The organism is Algibacter lectus, assembly GCF_900112395.1.
Taxonomy (GTDB): domain Bacteria; phylum Bacteroidota; class Bacteroidia; order Flavobacteriales; family Flavobacteriaceae; genus Algibacter; species Algibacter lectus.
On the sequence record NZ_FOLN01000002.1, the window covers coordinates 609,175 to 626,964 of the forward strand.

Genomic DNA, 17,790 nt, shown 5'->3' on the forward strand with positions numbered 1-17,790 from the left:
ATAAGTCTAAAAATGGACTATACAATAAAATTGATTCAAAATTGTACGGTATAACTTAAAGTAGTAATTTCACGCCTATATTTTATTGAGATGATTAAAGCAAAAAACATTCAGAAATTCTACGACGATTTACAAGTTTTAAAAGGCGTTGACATACATATTAAACCTAGCGAAGTAGTATCTATTGTAGGAGCTTCGGGTGCGGGTAAAACAACTCTTTTACAAATTTTAGGAACCTTAGATAAGGCATCACCTGTTGCCGATTTTGAATTAATTATAAACAACATCAATATTGGCGAACTTAACGATAAGGCTTTAGCTAAATTTAGAAACGAGCATATTGGGTTTATTTTTCAGTTTCATCAATTACTACCTGAATTTACAGCCATAGAAAACGTTTGTTTACCTGCTTTTATTAAAGGAACTAATAAAAAAGATGCCGAAAAACGCGCTAAGGAGTTGTTAGATTTCCTTGGCTTATCACATCGTTATAACCACAAGCCAAATGAATTATCTGGAGGGGAACAACAACGTGTTGCTGTCGCAAGAGCCCTTATTAATAGTCCTGCTTTAATTTTTGCAGATGAACCTTCGGGGAATTTAGATAGTGAATCTGCTGAGAATTTACATAGTTTATTCTTTAAATTAAGAGATCAATTCGGGCAAACCTTCGTGATTGTAACCCATAATGAAGAACTTGCTAATCTTGCAGATAGAAAATTAACTATGGTAGATGGTAATATTGTGAGTTAAGATCTCTTTAAAAGCCCAACAAGACCTAAAACGGGGCCAATAGCAATAAACAAAAACAAATATTTTACAGCCATAACATCTATTAAACTGCTAGCCAATTGAATACTTACAATGGTTACAGCAAACCCAATAGAGTTAACAATAGTCAATGCCGTGCCTTTATGTTCTGCATTAACATTTTGCGCGACTAAGGTTGAAAATAATGGAGAGTCGGCCACGACAACCATACCCCAAAACACCAAAAATATTATAAAGCTAATTTCCGATTCTAAACTAAAAAATAACGGAGATACTAAACAGCAAATACCAGAAAGTGTTAATGCCATGGCTCCTACCTTTTTGATTCCAAACATTTGAGATAAATAGCCCGAAATTACACAAGCAATTCCTCCAGAAGCTATAATTATAAAACTTAGTAATGGAATGTTAAACGTTACGCTTCGGTGATACTCCACATAAGCACTTAAAAGTACGGGAACAAAAGCCCAAAAGGTATACAGTTCCCACATGTGGCCAAAATATCCAAATGCCGCCTTTCTAAACTCGCGCACTTTAAACACGTTAAATAGCACCGAAACATCAAATTTAGCTGCCGATTTCCTATAAGCTCCATTTGGTACAAAAGCAAACATAACACCACCTCCTAGCACAGCCAAAGCAGTTGTTGTATAAATGATGTCTTGCCATAAAAAACCGCTTCCAAAGCCTTTTAAAACGTGAGGGAAAGCAGTTCCTAAAACTAAGGCGCCAACCAAAAACCCTAAAGATTTCCCGAGGCCTTTATTGTAATAATCGGCAGCAATTTTCATTCCTACGGGATAAATACCAGCTAGAAAAAAACCTGTAAAAAACCGAAGCATTACTAAACTCCAAAGATTATGATTTTCTAAAACAATTAAAACATTAAAAACAGCCGCCAGAACAGCACTTATAAAAAATACTTTTGAAGGTGCAAAGCGATCGGTAATGGTTAAAAGTGCAAATAAAAAGGTTCCGATAATAAAACCAAATTGCACAGCTGATGAAAGATGCCCTAAAGCCAAACTATTTAAATTAAAGTTAGTTACTAAATCTTCAATAACTCCATTTGTAGCAAACCACAATGAGGTGCAACAAAATTGAGAAAAAACAATAATTGGTAAAATATACTTGGCTGGCTTCATTAAAATAAATAAGAAAACGAATTTAGTTTTTAATTGGCTAGTAAGACGGATGAAAAGTCAACTTATTACAATATTTTTGCTAATTTTATAAAGCATATCCCTATTAACTTAAAATTAAATAGTAATTAGATAAAAATATGAACTTATCGAAATGGTATCAACTTATCAAGCCTAATTTCAGGTTCTATAAAGATGGTTTTTTTGAATTTCCTTATTTAGCAAACACACCCGAATTATTCATAGAGTCAACTATAAAAACACCGGGAAGTAAGCATGCTGCTGAAGAGCAGGTAGTTTACAGAAACAATCCATTTATTAATGGAGAAATGCATTATAGACAAATTGAAGAGGGTTTATGGCTCACTATCACTAATTTAAAGTTTAAGTATGATACCGTTATTAAATCTAATTACGCCAATGGAATTCCTAGCGATCACTATTCAATAACTTTTACTGTATTTGAAAGCGAGGTTAAACTTCAAAATGTATTTATAGACAAAGTCCCTTTTCAAAACAAATTCTGGAGTTTTAAAAAACCAGGAACCGATGTAGGTGCTTGTTTTTATAAAGGATCAAAATGCCAGTTTTACATCTATTACATAAGTCCTAGCTGGTTAGAAAAACACGTTCCACTAGACATATTGGACCGTAAAATTCCATTTAAAAAATTTTTAGATTCAAGCAAAGGGTTTATTTCTTATCAAGATATTGTCCCTAATGCCGAAGAATTGTCGCATGATATACTGCAAACCTTCAAAACATTTAATAATGATGCTTTTAACTCTACAATATTAAAAGCACAAACATTAAGTATAATAACTACATTTTTTAAAAATGTTTTTACAGATACTAGAACTGATAATTACCAAGAAAAAAGCTCTGTAGATTACAAAGCTATCGCAAAGTGCGAATCGATGATTTCAACAAAATTATCCAAACCTTTTATAGGAATTGATGCACTTGCCAAAGCATTCAATATGTCTTCTTCTAAACTAAAAGCGGATTTCAAGTCGGTTTACGGAACATCAATACTTCAATATAATATTGATAAAAAAATGGAACTAGCTATGCAGCTCGTCCTTAATACAACTATGCAAATAAAGCATATAGCTAAGGAAGTGGGTTATGATAGTTCTAGTAAATTTAGCGCTACTTTCAAGAAAAAGCACGGAAAACTCCCTTCAGAATTGCGTTCAGTTAGTAAATTGGAATAAAAAATCATTTAATCTTAAAACTTCTCAAAGACTAACTACCCCTTATTTTAAGAGGCACAGAAGAGTGAATTCGACTATTTAAAAAAAATCAAAACCACCGACAAAGTGCTACTTAAATCCGTTTAAATGTCTTAATGGACTATCGTTTTGTCCGAATGGGCTACTCAAAAAATAATCGAGCCTATAACTTTGCGGCTTTAACAACCCTTAAAAATAATTTAAACCAAATCTTATGAAAAAATTTTATTTTTTTATTCTACTCTTTTTAAGTATCAATTATGTTAAAGCACAAAGTCAGGCAGACTATTTAAATTTTGATGGTGTAGATGATTCAGTATCACTAACAAACACATATAGCTCTGTTACCGATTTTACAATTGAAGCTTGGATAAAAACAGATACTGACGGAATAATTTTATTTAGTATTTCTGGTTATGACAGTAGTTATTTAGCAGTAACTAATGGAAAGCTAACTTATACAACAGGTCGACATGGCTACGGAGGTTTTATTCTTACATCTAATCAAAATGTTGACGATAATACTTGGCATCATGTAGCATTTTCTACAAGCTCAATAAACACAAATGGTCAAGGTAACTTATATATTGATGGTGTTTTAGATAATTCAGGTTCATTCGGTGTATATACAGTTCCAATGGGCTCATTAATTGTTGGAGGTTTTAATAATTCACACTTTAGTGGTTCTATAGATGAATTACGTATTTGGAATGTAATCAGAACTGCTACAGAAATTAATAATGCAAAAAGTAGCGAAATACAATGTAATGAACCGGGTTTAGTAGCCTATTACCAATTTAATAAAGGTATTGATGCAGGCGAAAATACTAATGTAACTAATTTAACTGATATAACGGGAAATGGTAATAATGGAACGTTAACGAATTTTGCTTTAACTGGAACATCTTCAAATTGGTTGGCTGGTTCACCAATAACCTCACTTTCATCTCCACCAGATGTTGTTTCACCAATAGCATATGCACAAGATGACACAGCAACAGCATTAACTGCAACACCAGGTACAAATGGTATAAGTTTATTATGGTATACAGATGCAACGGGAGGAACTGGATCAGTAAATGCGCCAACACCTTCAACTACAACGCTTGGAAATACTACTTACTATGTTTCTAGCGTTAATGCAAATGGTTGTGAAAGTGAAAGAGCAGAAATTGTAGTTACAGTAGCATTACCTGGAACACATTTAAATTTTGATGGTGTTAATGATTATGTTGAAGTGCCTTCAGGAATAAATATAGCTAACTCATCATTTACAGTTGAATTTTATGCTAAACGTGCTTCAAGTGATGTGAATAGTATGGTATTAACCCAAGGATATGAGGTGAATAACGGTCTATTACATATTGGGTTTAGAGACACCAATGATTTTACATTTGCTTTTTGGTACAATGATATAAATATACCAGCTACTAATTATGTTTCTGATAATGCTTGGCACCACTGGTCTTGTGTTTACGACGTAATTAATAGTACAAGACAAGTATATCAAGACGGTATTTTGGTTGGGGAGGATACAGGAGTAGCAACATATAATGGAAATGGAATTCTTCAAATAGGGAAAAGAAATAGTCGTGATTTTTTTAATGGAAATTTAGAGGATCTTCGCATTTGGAATGTTGCACGAACAGCAGAACAAATTAACGGAAGTAAAAATTGCGAATTACAAGGTACTGAAACAGGTTTAATAGCCTACTATAATTTTAATCAAGGTGCCAATTCAGCAACTAACACTTCGGAGACTACAGCTATAGATGCAACAGGTGCAAACAATGGAACATTAACAAATTTTGATTTAACAAGCACAACTTCAAACTGGTTAGCTAACTCTCCAGTAACTACAGGTTCAATAATACCTTCTGAGGCTACAGTTACTACACCAGTAACATATAAGCAAGGTGATACCGCATCACCGTTAACAGCTACAACAGGTACAAATGGTACAGATTTATTTTGGTACACTACTGAAACGGGAGGTACAGGAACAACAACAGCTCCTACACCAGATACTACAACAGTTGGCTCTACCTCTTACTGGGTTTCTAGCGTTAATGCAAATGGATGTGAAAGTGAAAGAACAGAAATTGTAGTTACAGTAGTACTACCTGCAACACATCTTAATTTTGGTAGTTTGAATGACTATGTAGATTGCGGTAACGACCCAAGCTTACAAATTACTGGAAACACAATTACCTTAGAGGCCTATGTGAAATTCAATACTTTTGGTTCAGAACATTGGTTAGGTAATATTATTAATAAAGCAGCACCAACTTCTAGTGGTTATATGCTAAGAGCTGGTGGTAATGGTGCCGTTAATTTTGTTGTAGCAAATTCTGGGTGGCATGAATTAACTACTCCAGATAATACAATTACTCTAGATACTTGGTTTCATATTGCAGGGGTGTATAATGGTACGACATCAAAAATTTACATTGATGGTATTGAGATTGCTTCAACTAATATTGCAATGGGTAATATTGGTAACTCTAATTTTAATGTAAACATAGGGAGAGATCCTCAAGATACAAATAGAGGATTAGATGCATCATTAGACGAAGTTCGTATTTGGAATATTGCCAGAACAGCAGAACAAATTAACGGAAGTAAAAATTGTGAATTACAAGGTACTGAAACAGGATTAGTAGCCTACTATAATTTTAATCAAGGTGCCGACTCATCAACGAATACTTCAGAGACTACAGCTATAGATGTAACAGGTACAAATAATGGAACATTAACAAATTTTGATTTAACAGGCACAACTTCAAATTGGTTAGCTAGTTCTCCAGTAACAACAGGTTCAATAATACCTTCTGAAGCGACAGTTACTACACCAGTGACTTATAACCAAGGTGATACTGCGTCACCATTAACAGCTACAACAGGCTCAAATGGTACGGCTTTATTATGGTACACTACTGAAACTAATGGAACAGGAACAACAACAGCACCTACTCCAGGTACCACAACAGCAGGTTCTACCTCGTACTGGGTTTCCAGCACAAATGACAACGGTTGCGAAAGTGAAAAAACAGAAATTGTAGTAACCGTAGAATCGACGCTTAGCTCTAATAATTTTGATATTAGCAATAAATTAAAAATATACCCAAACCCTGCAACTAACACTATTACTATTGATGTTGATAATTTAACCACTGCAAAATTACAAGTATTAGATCTTACAGGTAAAATTATCAATAACGAAACTCTAGAAAGTATTACAAACAGCATCGATATTACGAAGTATCCTTCTGGAGTATATATGTTTAAAATAATTACAACCGAAGGTACCACAATAAAAAAAGTTATTAAGCAATAATAAAGTTTACAGAAAACCAACTCTATAGTTTTGAGCAATTACTTTATTTGCTAGTTATATAAACTAAGAATGTTTCCTTTACTAGAACGGCTGTATTTTTATGTACAGCCGTTTCTTTTTTTTAAGTTAATACAATCTTGAAGTAAAACCACAGCCATAAGCACAAAAAATCATTTGTAACCTTAACATCCTTTATAAAACATAAACCTATACTATCAAGCTCTATAAATTATAAAACAACTCGTTTTTATAGTATTTTTGCTTTATTATGAAAGAGCAATCAAAAAGGTTAAACCAACAAGAACTTAAAGAGTTTTTAGACGCTAAGGTTTACGAATTTAATAGTCCCAAATTTATTGATAGTGATCCAATTCAAATTCCTCATCAATTCTCTAAAAAGGAAGATATTGAAATCGCAGGGTTTCTAGCCGCAACTATTGCTTGGGGAAACCGAAAAAGCATTATTAATAACGCTAATAAGTTAATGACACTTCTAGACCATTCTCCTTACGATTTTATTATAAACCATACAGAAGGTGATCTAGAAAAACTACTTCCTTTTGTACATCGCACTTTTAATGGTGACGATTGTGTTCAATTTATAAAATCGCTACAGCATATCTACAAAAACCATAATGGTTTGGAAGCTGTTTTTGCAAAACATGCCGATAGTGCTTTTTTACAGACTTCTATCTCTGAGTTTAAACGTACTTTTTTTGAAATTGATCATTTAAAACGAACTGAAAAACATGTAAGCGATCCGTTAAGAAAATCGGCTGCCAAACGTATTAACATGTTTTTACGCTGGATGGTAAGAAACGATAACACTGGTGTAGATTTCGGTATTTGGAAAAACCTATCGCCTGCCCTACTATCTTGCCCTTTAGATGTACATTCCGGAAATGTTGCACGTAAACTTGGCCTGTTAGATAGAAAACAAAATGATGCCAAAGCACTTTTGGAATTAGATACTAACTTAAGAAAACTAGATAAAACCGACCCCGTAAAATACGATTTTGCACTTTTTGGTTTAGGCGTTTTTGAAGGATTTTAGCTTCTATTTTTTTATATGAATAATTGAACGGTTTAAGAATTTAATAATAACACAATACTTTTACCTTCTATTTTAACTGTTTTATTATTTTTTTAGCATTAATAATACTAAATTCTAAGTATTTTCGTGTTTCGAAAATACTTTAAGCCCCTAAAGATTCCCTTAAAATGATAGCACCAGATTTCCCTAAAAATGAAAGAGAACGCCTTGCGCAAATTAATAGATATAAACTACTAGATACACTCCCTGAAAGTGATTTCGATAACATAACGAGTTTAGTGGCTACTATTTGCGAAGTTCCTATATCGCTAATTACATTACTCGACTCTGATCGTAATTTTTTAAAATCACATCATGGTATCGACATCCAAGAATCTCCTCGAAATATTTCTTTTTGCGGGCATGCGATATTGCAAGATGATATTTTTATTGTTGAAGATGCTCGAGAAGATATACGCTTTAAAGACAACCCGCTAGTCGCTGGCGTAAATGCTATTTTTTATGCCGGTGTACCGTTAATTACTAAAGAAGGCCTTGCGTTAGGTACTTTATGTATATACGACCATGTACCTAGGAAACTAACAGAAACACAAAAAAAGGCATTAATTACTATTGCCAAGCAAGTTTTAAATCTATTCGATTTAAGATTAAATAATAGATTACTTGCAGAGTCTAAACAAGAATTAACGGACAGAAATAATGAACTTGGAAGATTTGCAAGCCATGTATCTCATGATTTAAAATCGCCTTTGGCTAACATCATGTCTTTAACTACTTTTTTAAAAGAAGATGAAGCCAATACGTTTTCTGAAGAGTCTATTGAATATATCAGTTTTATTGAAGAATCTGCTGAGTCATTGAAAGACTATATAGATGGTATACTTATTCATTATAAGGCGAACGAGTTACTGAATGCTGATAAAGAATACGCAACATTAAATTCTGTTTTTGAAGAAGTACAACGCATTCATTTATTAAATGATAAACAATTAAAATTCAGTAATTACGCAGATAGTGTTTTTATAGTAAAAGCTGCTGTAACACAGGTATTAATTAATTTGGTGGACAATGCTTTAAAGTATAACAATAAACCAAATCCTGAAGTTATTTTAGGGTTTTCTGAAAACAAAAATAATTATACTTTTACAATTAAAGATAATGGTAATGGCATTGCTGAAGCACAACAAGACCAAGTTTTTAAACTATTTAACAATAACAACCAAGTCGATGTTAAAGGTAAAAAAGGAACTGGTATTGGTTTGTTTACTGTGAAGAATTTAGTTGAAAAATTAGGAGGTACCATTACTCTAAAATCTGAGTTAAATATAGGAAGCATCTTTACTTTTAGTATCGCAAAATAAAGCTAATCGTAAATCTGATACATTTATTTTAAGAAAAAAAAGAAGCGCTACAGATACAAAAAAGACTTTATTACGTAAAATGTAGCTCGCAAATAACTGCGTTAGGGATTGCAGTGAAAAACCCACAGTAAGACCAATGGAATTGGGCTTGCGAGGATTTGTAACGTAAAGCCCGACCCTTTTCGGGTAACGCCCAAATTAAAGTTTTCTACAAAAGTAAAACCCGGCCATGTTTACTTAACGTTTTTAAGTAAACATGGCCGGGCTTTTATAAAATAAATGTTTGTATTTATTTAATCTCTAAAACTTCAAGATCGAAAACAAGATCTTTACCAGCTAAAGGATGATTTCCATCTACAACAATAGATTCGTCTTTAACTTCTACAACAACTAAATTAAATTCTTGTCCATCTGGAGATTTAGACACTAAGCCCATACCTACTTCTGGAGCCATTTCCTGAGGAAGTTCTGATTTTTGAACCTCTTGAATTAAATTCGGGTTAATTTCCCCATATGCCTCTTCTTTAGCAATTGTAATGGTTTTTTTCTCATTCAGTTTCATATCGATTAACCCTTTTTCAAAACCAGGAATTAGTTGTCCTTGTCCTAAAGTAAACTCTATCGGCTCTTTTCCTACTGAACTATCAAAAACTTGTCCGTCTGTTAATTTACCTGTGTAATTTACTTTTACCGTGTTATTCTCTTTTACTTGACTCATACTATAATACTTAATTTTTTAAAAATATTCTTTACATAATTCTTACGCAGCAAATATTTTAGTTTAAACTTTCTAGGCCTGTAGCCACCAAAACCAAGCCAAAAGCCAAAAAGTGAGAATGAATATTAAAAAACTCATGATTTGTTAAATTATTATTCAAAAAAAACAGCTTGCAGCCCTTTGGTAGCAATACTCGATGGTTTTTAAATAATTTTAGAAATAATGGTGATTAAAAATTAAATAATCAGTAAATGTGTCAGTTATGATTTAAAAAAATCATTAAAAATGCACTTTCAATCTTTATTGAAATTCCAAAGTATGGTCTAATTCTTTACAAAACTCATTATTATCAACACAAAGTATGCTTAATGTTTCAATTAATAATTGATTTAACCTTTCGCTTTCTGGATTTACTTTATAAGCCAATTTAAACTCAGAATACGCACCAAGAGGATGATTATTTAACAACCGATTTTCACCCGAATTTACAAGAAAAGAAAAAGTTTCTAAATCTTTTTTCTTTGTGATATTGATAACAGCTTGTGTATGCTTATCGGAATAATCTATAAAATGTTTAATTGTAAAAACGGACAGCAGTAAAGTGCAAAAAACAAAAAGAACTGTTATCAATCCGTTTAGTTTTTTGTTCTCTTTTCTATTAACCTGTAACTTAAATGTTCGTGAATATTTGGGTAACGCCGTAAAAGATTTCAAAGGTTGCTTCTTGAACATCTTTTTTTGCGGATCTCTAGAATAAATCCACTGCTGTAAGCCTAAACCCATGTATCCTCCCATAATATATCTTTAATATATAGGTAGATGTTTAGAATAAAATGTTACAGTTTTAATCAAAAAAAACCTTCCAGAATAAGTAATCTGAAAGGTTTTTAAAGTTCTATTTAGAAGCCGCTTTTAGCGAATCTATTTCTTTCTTTAATTTTTCAATTTCTAATACCTTTTTCTCTTCCTGAAGTTGTTTTAGCAACTCGTCTGTAGAAACTGGTTTTATAGAATCTGTTGGTTGTTGTACAGCATCAATTTGCTTAGTTTCTTCTAGAAAATACTTACCAATACCTTCACTAGAACGCCAAGCTTCATTTAGCTGATCGTAAACTGTTTTATCCCATTGACTCGGGTGTTTTACATCAATCCAAACAACATCGCGATATTCACTATCTACTAATGCCAAATCTGGAGTTGCAGAACCATCAAAATTATTAGAATCTTCACGAATTGCCGATATAGTACCTAAGAAAAACATTCTACGACGTCCTGCGATATCTTTGATATAAGGACGAAACTCAACAGGTTTATTTACCGACCAATCGAATTCCTTACGCGACTCAATAACCTTCAAAGGCATAGCAGAAACTCCGGCATAACCTTGTTTTTTAGATGCATGATCGTAATAATAAAAAGCATTACTACCATCTGCAGGCACAAAAACACTATACGATAAACTGGTACGTTCATTCCCTACAGGCTCTAAACCAAACCAATGATAAAGGCCGCTGTAAGCGTTTGTATTAGTATCAGAGAAATCAAAATCGGTTACAAAAGGTTGTTTGTTTTGATCATCGGCTAAATTCGGGATCTTAACAGCTGTTTCCATATTCCATGGTAACGGATCGCTAAAACCACCCAAGAATTTTAAAGATTCGGCCTGTAAACGTGATACCTTTTCGGCTAAGGTATTTTGGCCAATTAAGTAAGGATGATTTTTCATCTCCTCGGCACTAATATAAGTTCCTTTCCCAATTAAAATACGCTCAATGTAATCGTTAAAATCGTGCTCTCCACTATCTATAACCATAACACCTCCATAAGTTGGGTAAGGAAACAAAAAACCTTTCCATTTTATTAAACTCACTACTTCTACCCATTTACCAGCATCATTTTTCATGTAATAGGTATCACTAGGTTCCATGGTAAATAATTGGAAAATATTAAAACGTTGCACTACGGCATTGTAAGTGTTACGGCTAAATTTTAAAGACTCGCCAATAGAAAATGTTACAGGAATACGATTTTCACTAGAAAAACGAGGAAATGGCGTTGTACTAGACACAGCGAACACCTCTTCCGTATTATCCGTCATACCTTGCCATCTGTATTTCTCAGTGGGTTGTATGGCCATAGTCCATTTATTTTCGGTTCCAACACGAACCAAATGCGGTAATGAAACATCTTTAGTTTCACCCACACTTTCATTCGCCATAGAATACACGTTGCGCATAGGTTGTATACGCTCGTTTTGTGTTAGCGGCAACTCGTTAATTTCAATGCGGTTTAAGTTATTGTAAACGTTGTAAGTTTTCATGTATTCGTACATTTTAAACTGCCATCCAACCACATATAATATTCCGAAAAATATTATTAAAACAACCAGCATACCTAATCTACCACCTGTACTTACCGAGTTTCTAAACTTGCGCAAACCAAAAAATAAAACCACAGCACTAAGCAGAATAACAAAAATGTATTTTCTAACAAATAGTAAAGCCGGTTGGTAATCGTCTCGTAAAACAAATAATAAAATAAGTAAAACTAAAAAACCAATTACGGTTACTGTTTTTTGCTTTTTTCCTTTATTCCAATAATTTTTAATCATTTCTATATTGTAAAATTTTTATTCTTTTTGTTTTGGTTTACACTTAGCGCGAAACCATTATAAACCTTGCTGCAATACGTTTTTCATTGCCATTCTTTCCATTGAAAACGTATCGGAGTTTTCATCTAAAAAGTTAATCAAAAGTATATTTTTTTTAATCAATTCTATGGTGTTAAAACCAGTTGTTTTATCCATTTGCTTTGCCTTTTTCAAAACTTCAAAAATAAGCTCTGTTAATCTTTCAACGTGTTCTTCATTTAGATCTTTAATTACGCTTTTAAAATCATCATTAGGCATTATAGAAATAGCATTTAAAGATAAATCAAAAGTACTTTTTAAAACCGTATCAGTTTCCTCAACAGCAACATCAATGTCGTTAGGTTCAATGTCTACAACTTTACTAATTAATGTTTTTAAGAGCAATGTTAGACGTTGAATTTCTCTAAGTAATGTATCTTTCTCGTTAATCACAATTCCTTTTATTTAAATAATATAAGTTTCGTTTTTCAAAACAAAAAATATTACAAAAGCCCTTTATCTTTCAATCTCTCACGTGCACTTTTTTCTTCAACTTTTGGCTGCTCTCGTTTTACAGTTTCTATTTCGAGATCATCTTTACTCGTTAAATCTTCAATAAAATCCTTTCCTTTTTCAATAGTGTCTTGCATAATATCTTCAAGCGAATCCGTTTGCTCTTCAATAACTTCACTAGATTTAAAAATGAAATTAGCCAAATAAGTCCCAATTATGGTACCTACTATCATAGAAGCAAATATAGAAATTGTAGCTACATCTATCGGAATTAAAAAACGAACAATTACAATACCTATTAAAAACAGAAAACCAACAAAAACCAAGCGCAACAAAAACGATTGCTTGTACACAAAACCCGTTTTATCCTCAGGTTTCATTTGTAGAGCTTTCGAGTTTATAACCTTATTAAAAAAACGATAAAGTCCATTATTTCTAGATTCTCTCCAGTAAATAAAAATTCCGAAAAGGACAGCTGCAATAAAGATTATAAGTTCTAATGTCATGATGTTTTGTTTGTTTTTATGCTATTTTATATCGCTTTCGCGGAAAAAGAACAAGCTTATTTATAGTGTTAGTCTATTTGTTTTAAATGTTGTTACTAATAGTTTCTATAGCCCAATCTTTTAAGGATTCATCCCAAGTTTCAAAACTACTGTAAAATGCTTCTTTATCGAACCAATACATAAACAATACATCTTTGGGCGAAATATTTACCAATAGCATCCAAATTAAATCTTGATGTTTGGCAGATAAAGACGAATGCGGTTGGTGCAGTGCTTCGTACATTTTAGAATCTACAATATCGGAAATTTTATATTGATTACTCGTTTCCAGCTTTTCTAAATAACGCTCTACACTCATTACTTTTTTACGAGCTTTAATGTCGAGTTTATTTAAATAACTTTTATATAAAATCGGATCGTTTAAAATATCTTTTATAGGGTGTTGCGTATCTTTTAAATACGTGGCCATCTCATATTTTTTTACACGTTCGTAACGTTTGTCCTTTACAACCTCGTCTAAATTGCATTCTATAATAACGTGATCACGAAGCTTAGCCATAAGTTCGGGTTGCGAAATATGGAATATTAAAACATCGTAATTAGTATCTTTTATAGCTTCCTTATGCCAAGTTTCATCTTCAAAAACAACAATAGGCGTAATAAAATCTCGCAATACATAAACACCTCCAAAAGCACGCGTATAAAACGAACTTGTGGAATATTCAAGTTCGTGTAAATCTAAATCGCGTTCGCGTAAATCGCCATGCTTCTTTGCGGATTGTAATAAAGCAGCCTGAATATTTTCGTCTATAAAATTCTGATCCCTATTGAAAGTTTTAACCAGTTCGCGTTGCTGTTTTTGAACGTTAAGCAAATCGTTAATTAAATGAAAATGGATGTTGATCGTTTTGTACTTTAAAACATCTAAAGGCTCGTAAAACGCATCAATACCTTGATCGAAATCTAAACAAATAGCGCAATCTCTAGTGATATCTTTAATTTTATCACCATGATTTTTAAATACAAATTTCATGAGCTCTCTATCGAACGTATGAAACGGTAAATACACCGGTTTCCCTTTTTGTAAAGGTGAAATTATAATACCATGTGGATTCGCCTCACCGTTATTCAGGTAATTTATTTCACCCTTTTCTTCTGCTACTTGCGGACTCCAACCAATACCATCAATTTGAAAAGACTTTAATTTGGTTTCCGAAAAACCAAGCTTTACCAAACATTTATTGTAACGCTCGACGAGTTTACCGCTCACTGAAATGAGTTCGCTTCGATATAAATTCGCTTCTAGTAATTTTTGCATTTGTTTTATTTTAATACGTTGAGCTTATTACGACTCTTAGTACACTTTTTTGAGGTTCCGAAATATTAATAAATTTTTAGAATATTTTATTTTACAAATTGTAATTCAAAATCATCCGCTTCTCCATCGCCGTCGATATCAACTGAATCAGTTTTTATTTTTAAATTAGAATCCGACAATTCTAAAATCTCAAAAATATAAGTTTCGTCTACAGTTAAATCTCCAACTTGAGAGTAGTTCATCGTAATTGTCGAATTCTGAATAGTCCAATTTCCTAGAGATGGGTTAGCCTCCACACAATCTTCTCCTACTGGATCCAATTCTGTTATATAAAAAGTACCATCCATTTTAAATTCTGTTGTCTCAATAGCCTGACACTCATCTTCAAAATCTAGAATATTGTCATTTAATGATTGCTTATCTATTTCCCATATTCCAACTATTAAATTAGAAAAATCAGGATCGGTTGATGAGTCTTCGTCATCGTTGCATGAACTAAAAGTTAAAATTGAAATTAGTGCTGTAAATAATAATGTATTTGTTTTCATATTTTTTTTCTTGTATTTAAATTTAATAATAGTCAAGTTTTTTTACCTTTTACCCAATCCATTAATAATAGCATACTGCAACAAAACAATAGTGCGCATATCTTGAATTTCACCATTATTAAGCATCTCTATCGCTTCTTTAATGGGTAATTCTAGCACTTCAATATCTTCGGTTTCTGCTTCTAAGCCACCACCTTCGCTCACTTTCATATCATCGGTATACTCCGCAATAAAAAAGTGCATTTTCTCGGTCATTACACCAGGCGACGTATAGGCTTCGTAAACTTTTGTTACTTTATTTATACGGTAACCTACTTCTTCTTCGGTTTCTCTAATAATACAGTCTTCCGGATTGTCTTTATCCAACATACCAGCAGTAATTTCTACCAAAAAGCCATCCTCATTATCGTTTTGATATGTAGGCATTCTAAACTGTTTGGTTAAAATAACCGTTTGCTTTTCGGTATTGTAAAGTAAAATTCCTGCGCCATCTCCTCTATCGTAAACTTCGCGCATTTGGTTAACCCAAGTACCGTTAGACATTAAATAGTCGAAGCTTAGTTTTTTCAGGATATAATAATTATCAGAAAGCAACGTGCTTTTTATATTTTTTAATCTATTAGATGCCATTTTCAAAAGTTTTTCTTGCTGCTGTTTCTATATTTAATTGGTTTACTCTAGCGTCAACTTTGCGCTTAAAATCGGTATCGGCAATAGTGGCAACGTTATCTAAATAACGTACTACTTCCTGACGTCTAATTTCAGAGAAATCTAAACCTTTCATATTCCCTTTCATCACTTCCTGAAGCATATTAAACTTAGTGTCATAATCTTGTTTGAAATAAGTTTCAGGGTTTTCAAACCAGCTTTCTTCTAAATCAAAATCGGTAAGACGTAAAGAAATAGCAGATTGAATATTTCTAACATCACGAGATGAAAAGAACGGGAAAGCCTTTTGCATTTCTTGATACAAATTGGCATAAAACAAATGCTCGTTACTTTTAAATTTAGCTTCCACCTTATCGCAAATAGCATGCACTCTAGCTTCACTAGGTTTACTAGATGTGTTTAATATTTCACCCATATTTTTTGAAAGCCCTTGATCGCTTAAATACTTATAACTCTCAGGATTTTCCATGTTTACAAAATCGGGTAAAGATTGGTTTAATTTATTCCACCAAATGTAATCTTGATCTAAAAAATCGTGCTCCGTTCGGGCTCCATCAATTTTAAAACGACCTTGTACACGAGAAATCACGGCTTTATCTAACATTTCGGGTAAATTGGTAAACAAACCAATAGAACTGTTACCGTAATTTACGGCATAAGCGCCTTCTGTATAACGTAAAAACACGCCAATAACTTCTTTTACACCTGCAGATACGCCTTGAGCTGTACGCTCTTGTAAATTGTTTTCGGCATCATCAATAGGTGCGAAAATCAATTTTGTAGGATCTTGCATCGGTTTCATCCACTCTACCATTTTTTCTGCCGATCCACCTTGGAATGTTGAAATTAAAGTATCTGGCATAGGGTGAAACAAAAACGGGATTTCTAAATTATCACAATGCTCTTTTAAGCGTGTTGCAATAGCTGCAATAAGCATACTTTTTCCTGTACCAGGAATTCCGTAGCCCATAAAAACGGGCATAAACCCTCCAAGTTCCTGAAACGGATTCTTTTTTGCCGTAAAATCGTAACTCAGCATACGCTCTGTTAAACGACGGGCAAAGTGCTTCGCATCGCGGTTACCTACAATTTGTTCAAATTTTATTTTGTTGAATTCAATACTTTTGGCAGTTCCCGAAAACACATTATTCCAGCCAGATATAGCAAACTCCGATTTTTCGAGTTTATACGTTCTATCTTCAATGGTTTCCGTATACTCTAAACTACTTTTTCTAAGTTGAATTTCGCCAATTAAAGCCTCAAAATATACCACTGTAAAATCGATAACATCTTTATCAGACTTTACAATTTCCGGGTGTCCAAGGTATTTATCAAAATAAAACAAACTACACGCAATTCCTTTTAAAGGTGATAACAATGAAACCTCCGGAATACCGGCAAATTTCTGTTTCATAACCGATAAATCGTCTGAAGCAAAAGGTTTTAAATCGTTTAGAATTTTATAAGCTGTAGAAAACAACATGAACGCCGTTGCAGTATGCATTTTACTTTCGAACTCACGTTTTCCGTTAGAATCTAAAGCCGATTTATTTTCGTTTAAACTAGATAATCCTGAAGCATCATAATAACTATCCTTAATCCAAATACCCAAAGTAATCCCTTCCTGCACTGCATAAAGGGTTTGATTTAAATGAATAGGAAGCGCCACAGAATCGGGTAATAATCGCTTTTTTAAGGCTAAAATCGTTTTAGAAACCGAGGTAATATCTACCGAAGAACCGCTATTTGCTCTAGATAAATAGAGTAAAATAGATTCGTCTTTAGCATCCTTATCTTTATTTTTAGCTCTTGAGCCTTGCTCCCATTGCACACTTTTTAAGTATGATGAAGCCTCGTCGCGAAGCATATCGAGTTCGGTAAGTTTTATCGGGAAAGTTGAGTTGTGTTCCATTTTTTTAGTTTGCAGTATTCAGTTTTCAGTAATCAGTCACTAATACTCAGTAAAACAGTTCTCTGTATTAACGTATT

The 17,790-nt window shown here is 33.0% G+C and carries 15 protein-coding genes; 5 read left to right on the forward strand and 10 right to left on the reverse strand.

The features are described 5' to 3' along the window. Positions 1 to 90 precede the first annotated feature (90 nt). A complete protein-coding gene (locus tag BM246_RS05645) occupies positions 91 to 753 on the forward strand; it encodes an ABC transporter ATP-binding protein (RefSeq protein ID WP_074936371.1) in 663 nt (220 codons plus the stop codon). Here BM246_RS05645 and BM246_RS05650 read toward each other — a convergent pair. Next, entirely contained in the window at positions 750 to 1,916 is a 1,167-nt protein-coding gene (locus tag BM246_RS05650; RefSeq protein WP_074936373.1) for an MFS transporter, read from the reverse strand. The two genes, BM246_RS05645 and BM246_RS05650, sit on opposite strands and share 4 nt — an antisense overlap. A 137-nt stretch (positions 1,917 to 2,053) precedes the next feature. On the opposite strand from BM246_RS05650, the gene BM246_RS19930 reads away from it, so the two are divergent. The 4 genes from BM246_RS19930 (at position 2,054) to BM246_RS05670 (ending at position 8,900) form a co-directional block, all read left to right on the forward strand. Further along, complete coding sequence (locus BM246_RS19930) at positions 2,054 to 3,130, forward strand: helix-turn-helix transcriptional regulator (RefSeq protein WP_175489781.1); 1,077 nt, start codon at positions 2,054 to 2,056, stop codon at positions 3,128 to 3,130. Between the two features lie 232 nt (positions 3,131 to 3,362). Next, positions 3,363 to 6,485 (forward strand): LamG-like jellyroll fold domain-containing protein, encoded by a 3,123-nt coding sequence (locus tag BM246_RS05660; RefSeq protein ID WP_074936375.1) that lies wholly within the window; start codon positions 3,363 to 3,365, stop codon positions 6,483 to 6,485. A gap of 268 nt (positions 6,486 to 6,753) precedes the next feature. Continuing rightward, the gene (locus tag BM246_RS05665) at positions 6,754 to 7,539 is read left to right on the forward strand and encodes a TIGR02757 family protein (protein WP_074936377.1); all 786 of its coding nucleotides are present in this window, start codon (positions 6,754 to 6,756) and stop codon (positions 7,537 to 7,539) included. Positions 7,540 to 7,706: 167 nt separating this feature from the next. After that, positions 7,707 to 8,900 (forward strand): sensor histidine kinase, encoded by a 1,194-nt coding sequence (locus BM246_RS05670; RefSeq protein ID WP_074936379.1) that lies wholly within the window; start codon positions 7,707 to 7,709, stop codon positions 8,898 to 8,900. Between the two features lie 289 nt (positions 8,901 to 9,189). Here the strand turns inward: BM246_RS05670 and BM246_RS05675 are convergent, their stop codons facing one another. From BM246_RS05675 to BM246_RS05715, 9 genes are all read right to left on the reverse strand, one after another. Next, positions 9,190 to 9,618 (reverse strand): FKBP-type peptidyl-prolyl cis-trans isomerase, encoded by a 429-nt coding sequence (locus BM246_RS05675; protein WP_074936382.1) that lies wholly within the window; start codon positions 9,616 to 9,618, stop codon positions 9,190 to 9,192. Positions 9,619 to 9,918: 300 nt separating this feature from the next. Then, entirely contained in the window at positions 9,919 to 10,413 is a 495-nt protein-coding gene (locus BM246_RS05680) for a hypothetical protein (RefSeq protein WP_042494715.1), read from the reverse strand. Between the two features lie 100 nt (positions 10,414 to 10,513). Continuing rightward, positions 10,514 to 12,229, reverse strand: coding sequence for a hypothetical protein (locus BM246_RS05685; protein WP_074936385.1), 1,716 nt, complete (start codon positions 12,227 to 12,229; stop codon positions 10,514 to 10,516). Between the two features lie 57 nt (positions 12,230 to 12,286). Further along, the gene (locus BM246_RS05690; RefSeq protein ID WP_074936388.1) at positions 12,287 to 12,700 is read right to left on the reverse strand and encodes a hypothetical protein; all 414 of its coding nucleotides are present in this window, start codon (positions 12,698 to 12,700) and stop codon (positions 12,287 to 12,289) included. A 50-nt stretch (positions 12,701 to 12,750) separates the two neighbouring features. Next, the gene (locus BM246_RS05695; protein ID WP_042503789.1) at positions 12,751 to 13,266 is read right to left on the reverse strand and encodes a hypothetical protein; all 516 of its coding nucleotides are present in this window, start codon (positions 13,264 to 13,266) and stop codon (positions 12,751 to 12,753) included. Between the two features lie 82 nt (positions 13,267 to 13,348). Further along, positions 13,349 to 14,584, reverse strand: a complete 1,236-nt coding sequence (locus tag BM246_RS05700) for a DUF6638 family protein (protein ID WP_074936390.1) — start codon at positions 14,582 to 14,584, stop codon at positions 13,349 to 13,351. 86 nt (positions 14,585 to 14,670) lie between these two features. Next, a complete protein-coding gene (locus tag BM246_RS05705; protein ID WP_074936392.1) occupies positions 14,671 to 15,132 on the reverse strand; it encodes a lipocalin-like domain-containing protein in 462 nt (153 codons plus the stop codon). A gap of 42 nt (positions 15,133 to 15,174) precedes the next feature. After that, entirely contained in the window at positions 15,175 to 15,762 is a 588-nt protein-coding gene (locus BM246_RS05710) for an NUDIX domain-containing protein (protein ID WP_074936395.1), read from the reverse strand. Continuing rightward, entirely contained in the window at positions 15,752 to 17,713 is a 1,962-nt protein-coding gene (locus BM246_RS05715; RefSeq protein ID WP_074936397.1) for an AAA family ATPase, read from the reverse strand. Before BM246_RS05715 ends, BM246_RS05710 begins: the two co-directional genes overlap by 11 nt. Between the last annotated feature and the right edge of the window lie 77 nt (positions 17,714 to 17,790).

Excerpts from the sequence above, each read along its gene's own strand:
- BM246_RS05645 (WP_074936371.1), top strand. The coding sequence starts at position 91 with ATGATTAAAGCAAAAAACATTCAGAAATTCTACGACGATTTACAAGTT.
- BM246_RS05670 (WP_074936379.1), top strand. The coding sequence starts at position 7,707 with ATGATAGCACCAGATTTCCCTAAAAATGAAAGAGAACGCCTTGCGCAA.
- BM246_RS05660 (WP_074936375.1), top strand. The coding sequence starts at position 3,363 with ATGAAAAAATTTTATTTTTTTATTCTACTCTTTTTAAGTATCAATTAT.
- BM246_RS05675 (WP_074936382.1), bottom strand. The coding sequence starts at position 9,618 with ATGAGTCAAGTAAAAGAGAATAACACGGTAAAAGTAAATTACACAGGT.
- BM246_RS19930 (WP_175489781.1), top strand. The coding sequence starts at position 2,054 with ATGAACTTATCGAAATGGTATCAACTTATCAAGCCTAATTTCAGGTTC.
- BM246_RS05695 (WP_042503789.1), bottom strand. The coding sequence starts at position 13,266 with ATGACATTAGAACTTATAATCTTTATTGCAGCTGTCCTTTTCGGAATT.
- BM246_RS05715 (WP_074936397.1), bottom strand. The coding sequence starts at position 17,713 with ATGGAACACAACTCAACTTTCCCGATAAAACTTACCGAACTCGATATG.
- BM246_RS05710 (WP_074936395.1), bottom strand. The coding sequence starts at position 15,762 with ATGGCATCTAATAGATTAAAAAATATAAAAAGCACGTTGCTTTCTGAT.
- BM246_RS05700 (WP_074936390.1), bottom strand. The coding sequence starts at position 14,584 with ATGCAAAAATTACTAGAAGCGAATTTATATCGAAGCGAACTCATTTCA.
- BM246_RS05650 (WP_074936373.1), bottom strand. The coding sequence starts at position 1,916 with ATGAAGCCAGCCAAGTATATTTTACCAATTATTGTTTTTTCTCAATTT.
- BM246_RS05705 (WP_074936392.1), bottom strand. The coding sequence starts at position 15,132 with ATGAAAACAAATACATTATTATTTACAGCACTAATTTCAATTTTAACT.
- BM246_RS05665 (WP_074936377.1), top strand. The coding sequence starts at position 6,754 with ATGAAAGAGCAATCAAAAAGGTTAAACCAACAAGAACTTAAAGAGTTT.
- BM246_RS05680 (WP_042494715.1), bottom strand. The coding sequence starts at position 10,413 with ATGGGAGGATACATGGGTTTAGGCTTACAGCAGTGGATTTATTCTAGA.
- BM246_RS05685 (WP_074936385.1), bottom strand. The coding sequence starts at position 12,229 with ATGATTAAAAATTATTGGAATAAAGGAAAAAAGCAAAAAACAGTAACC.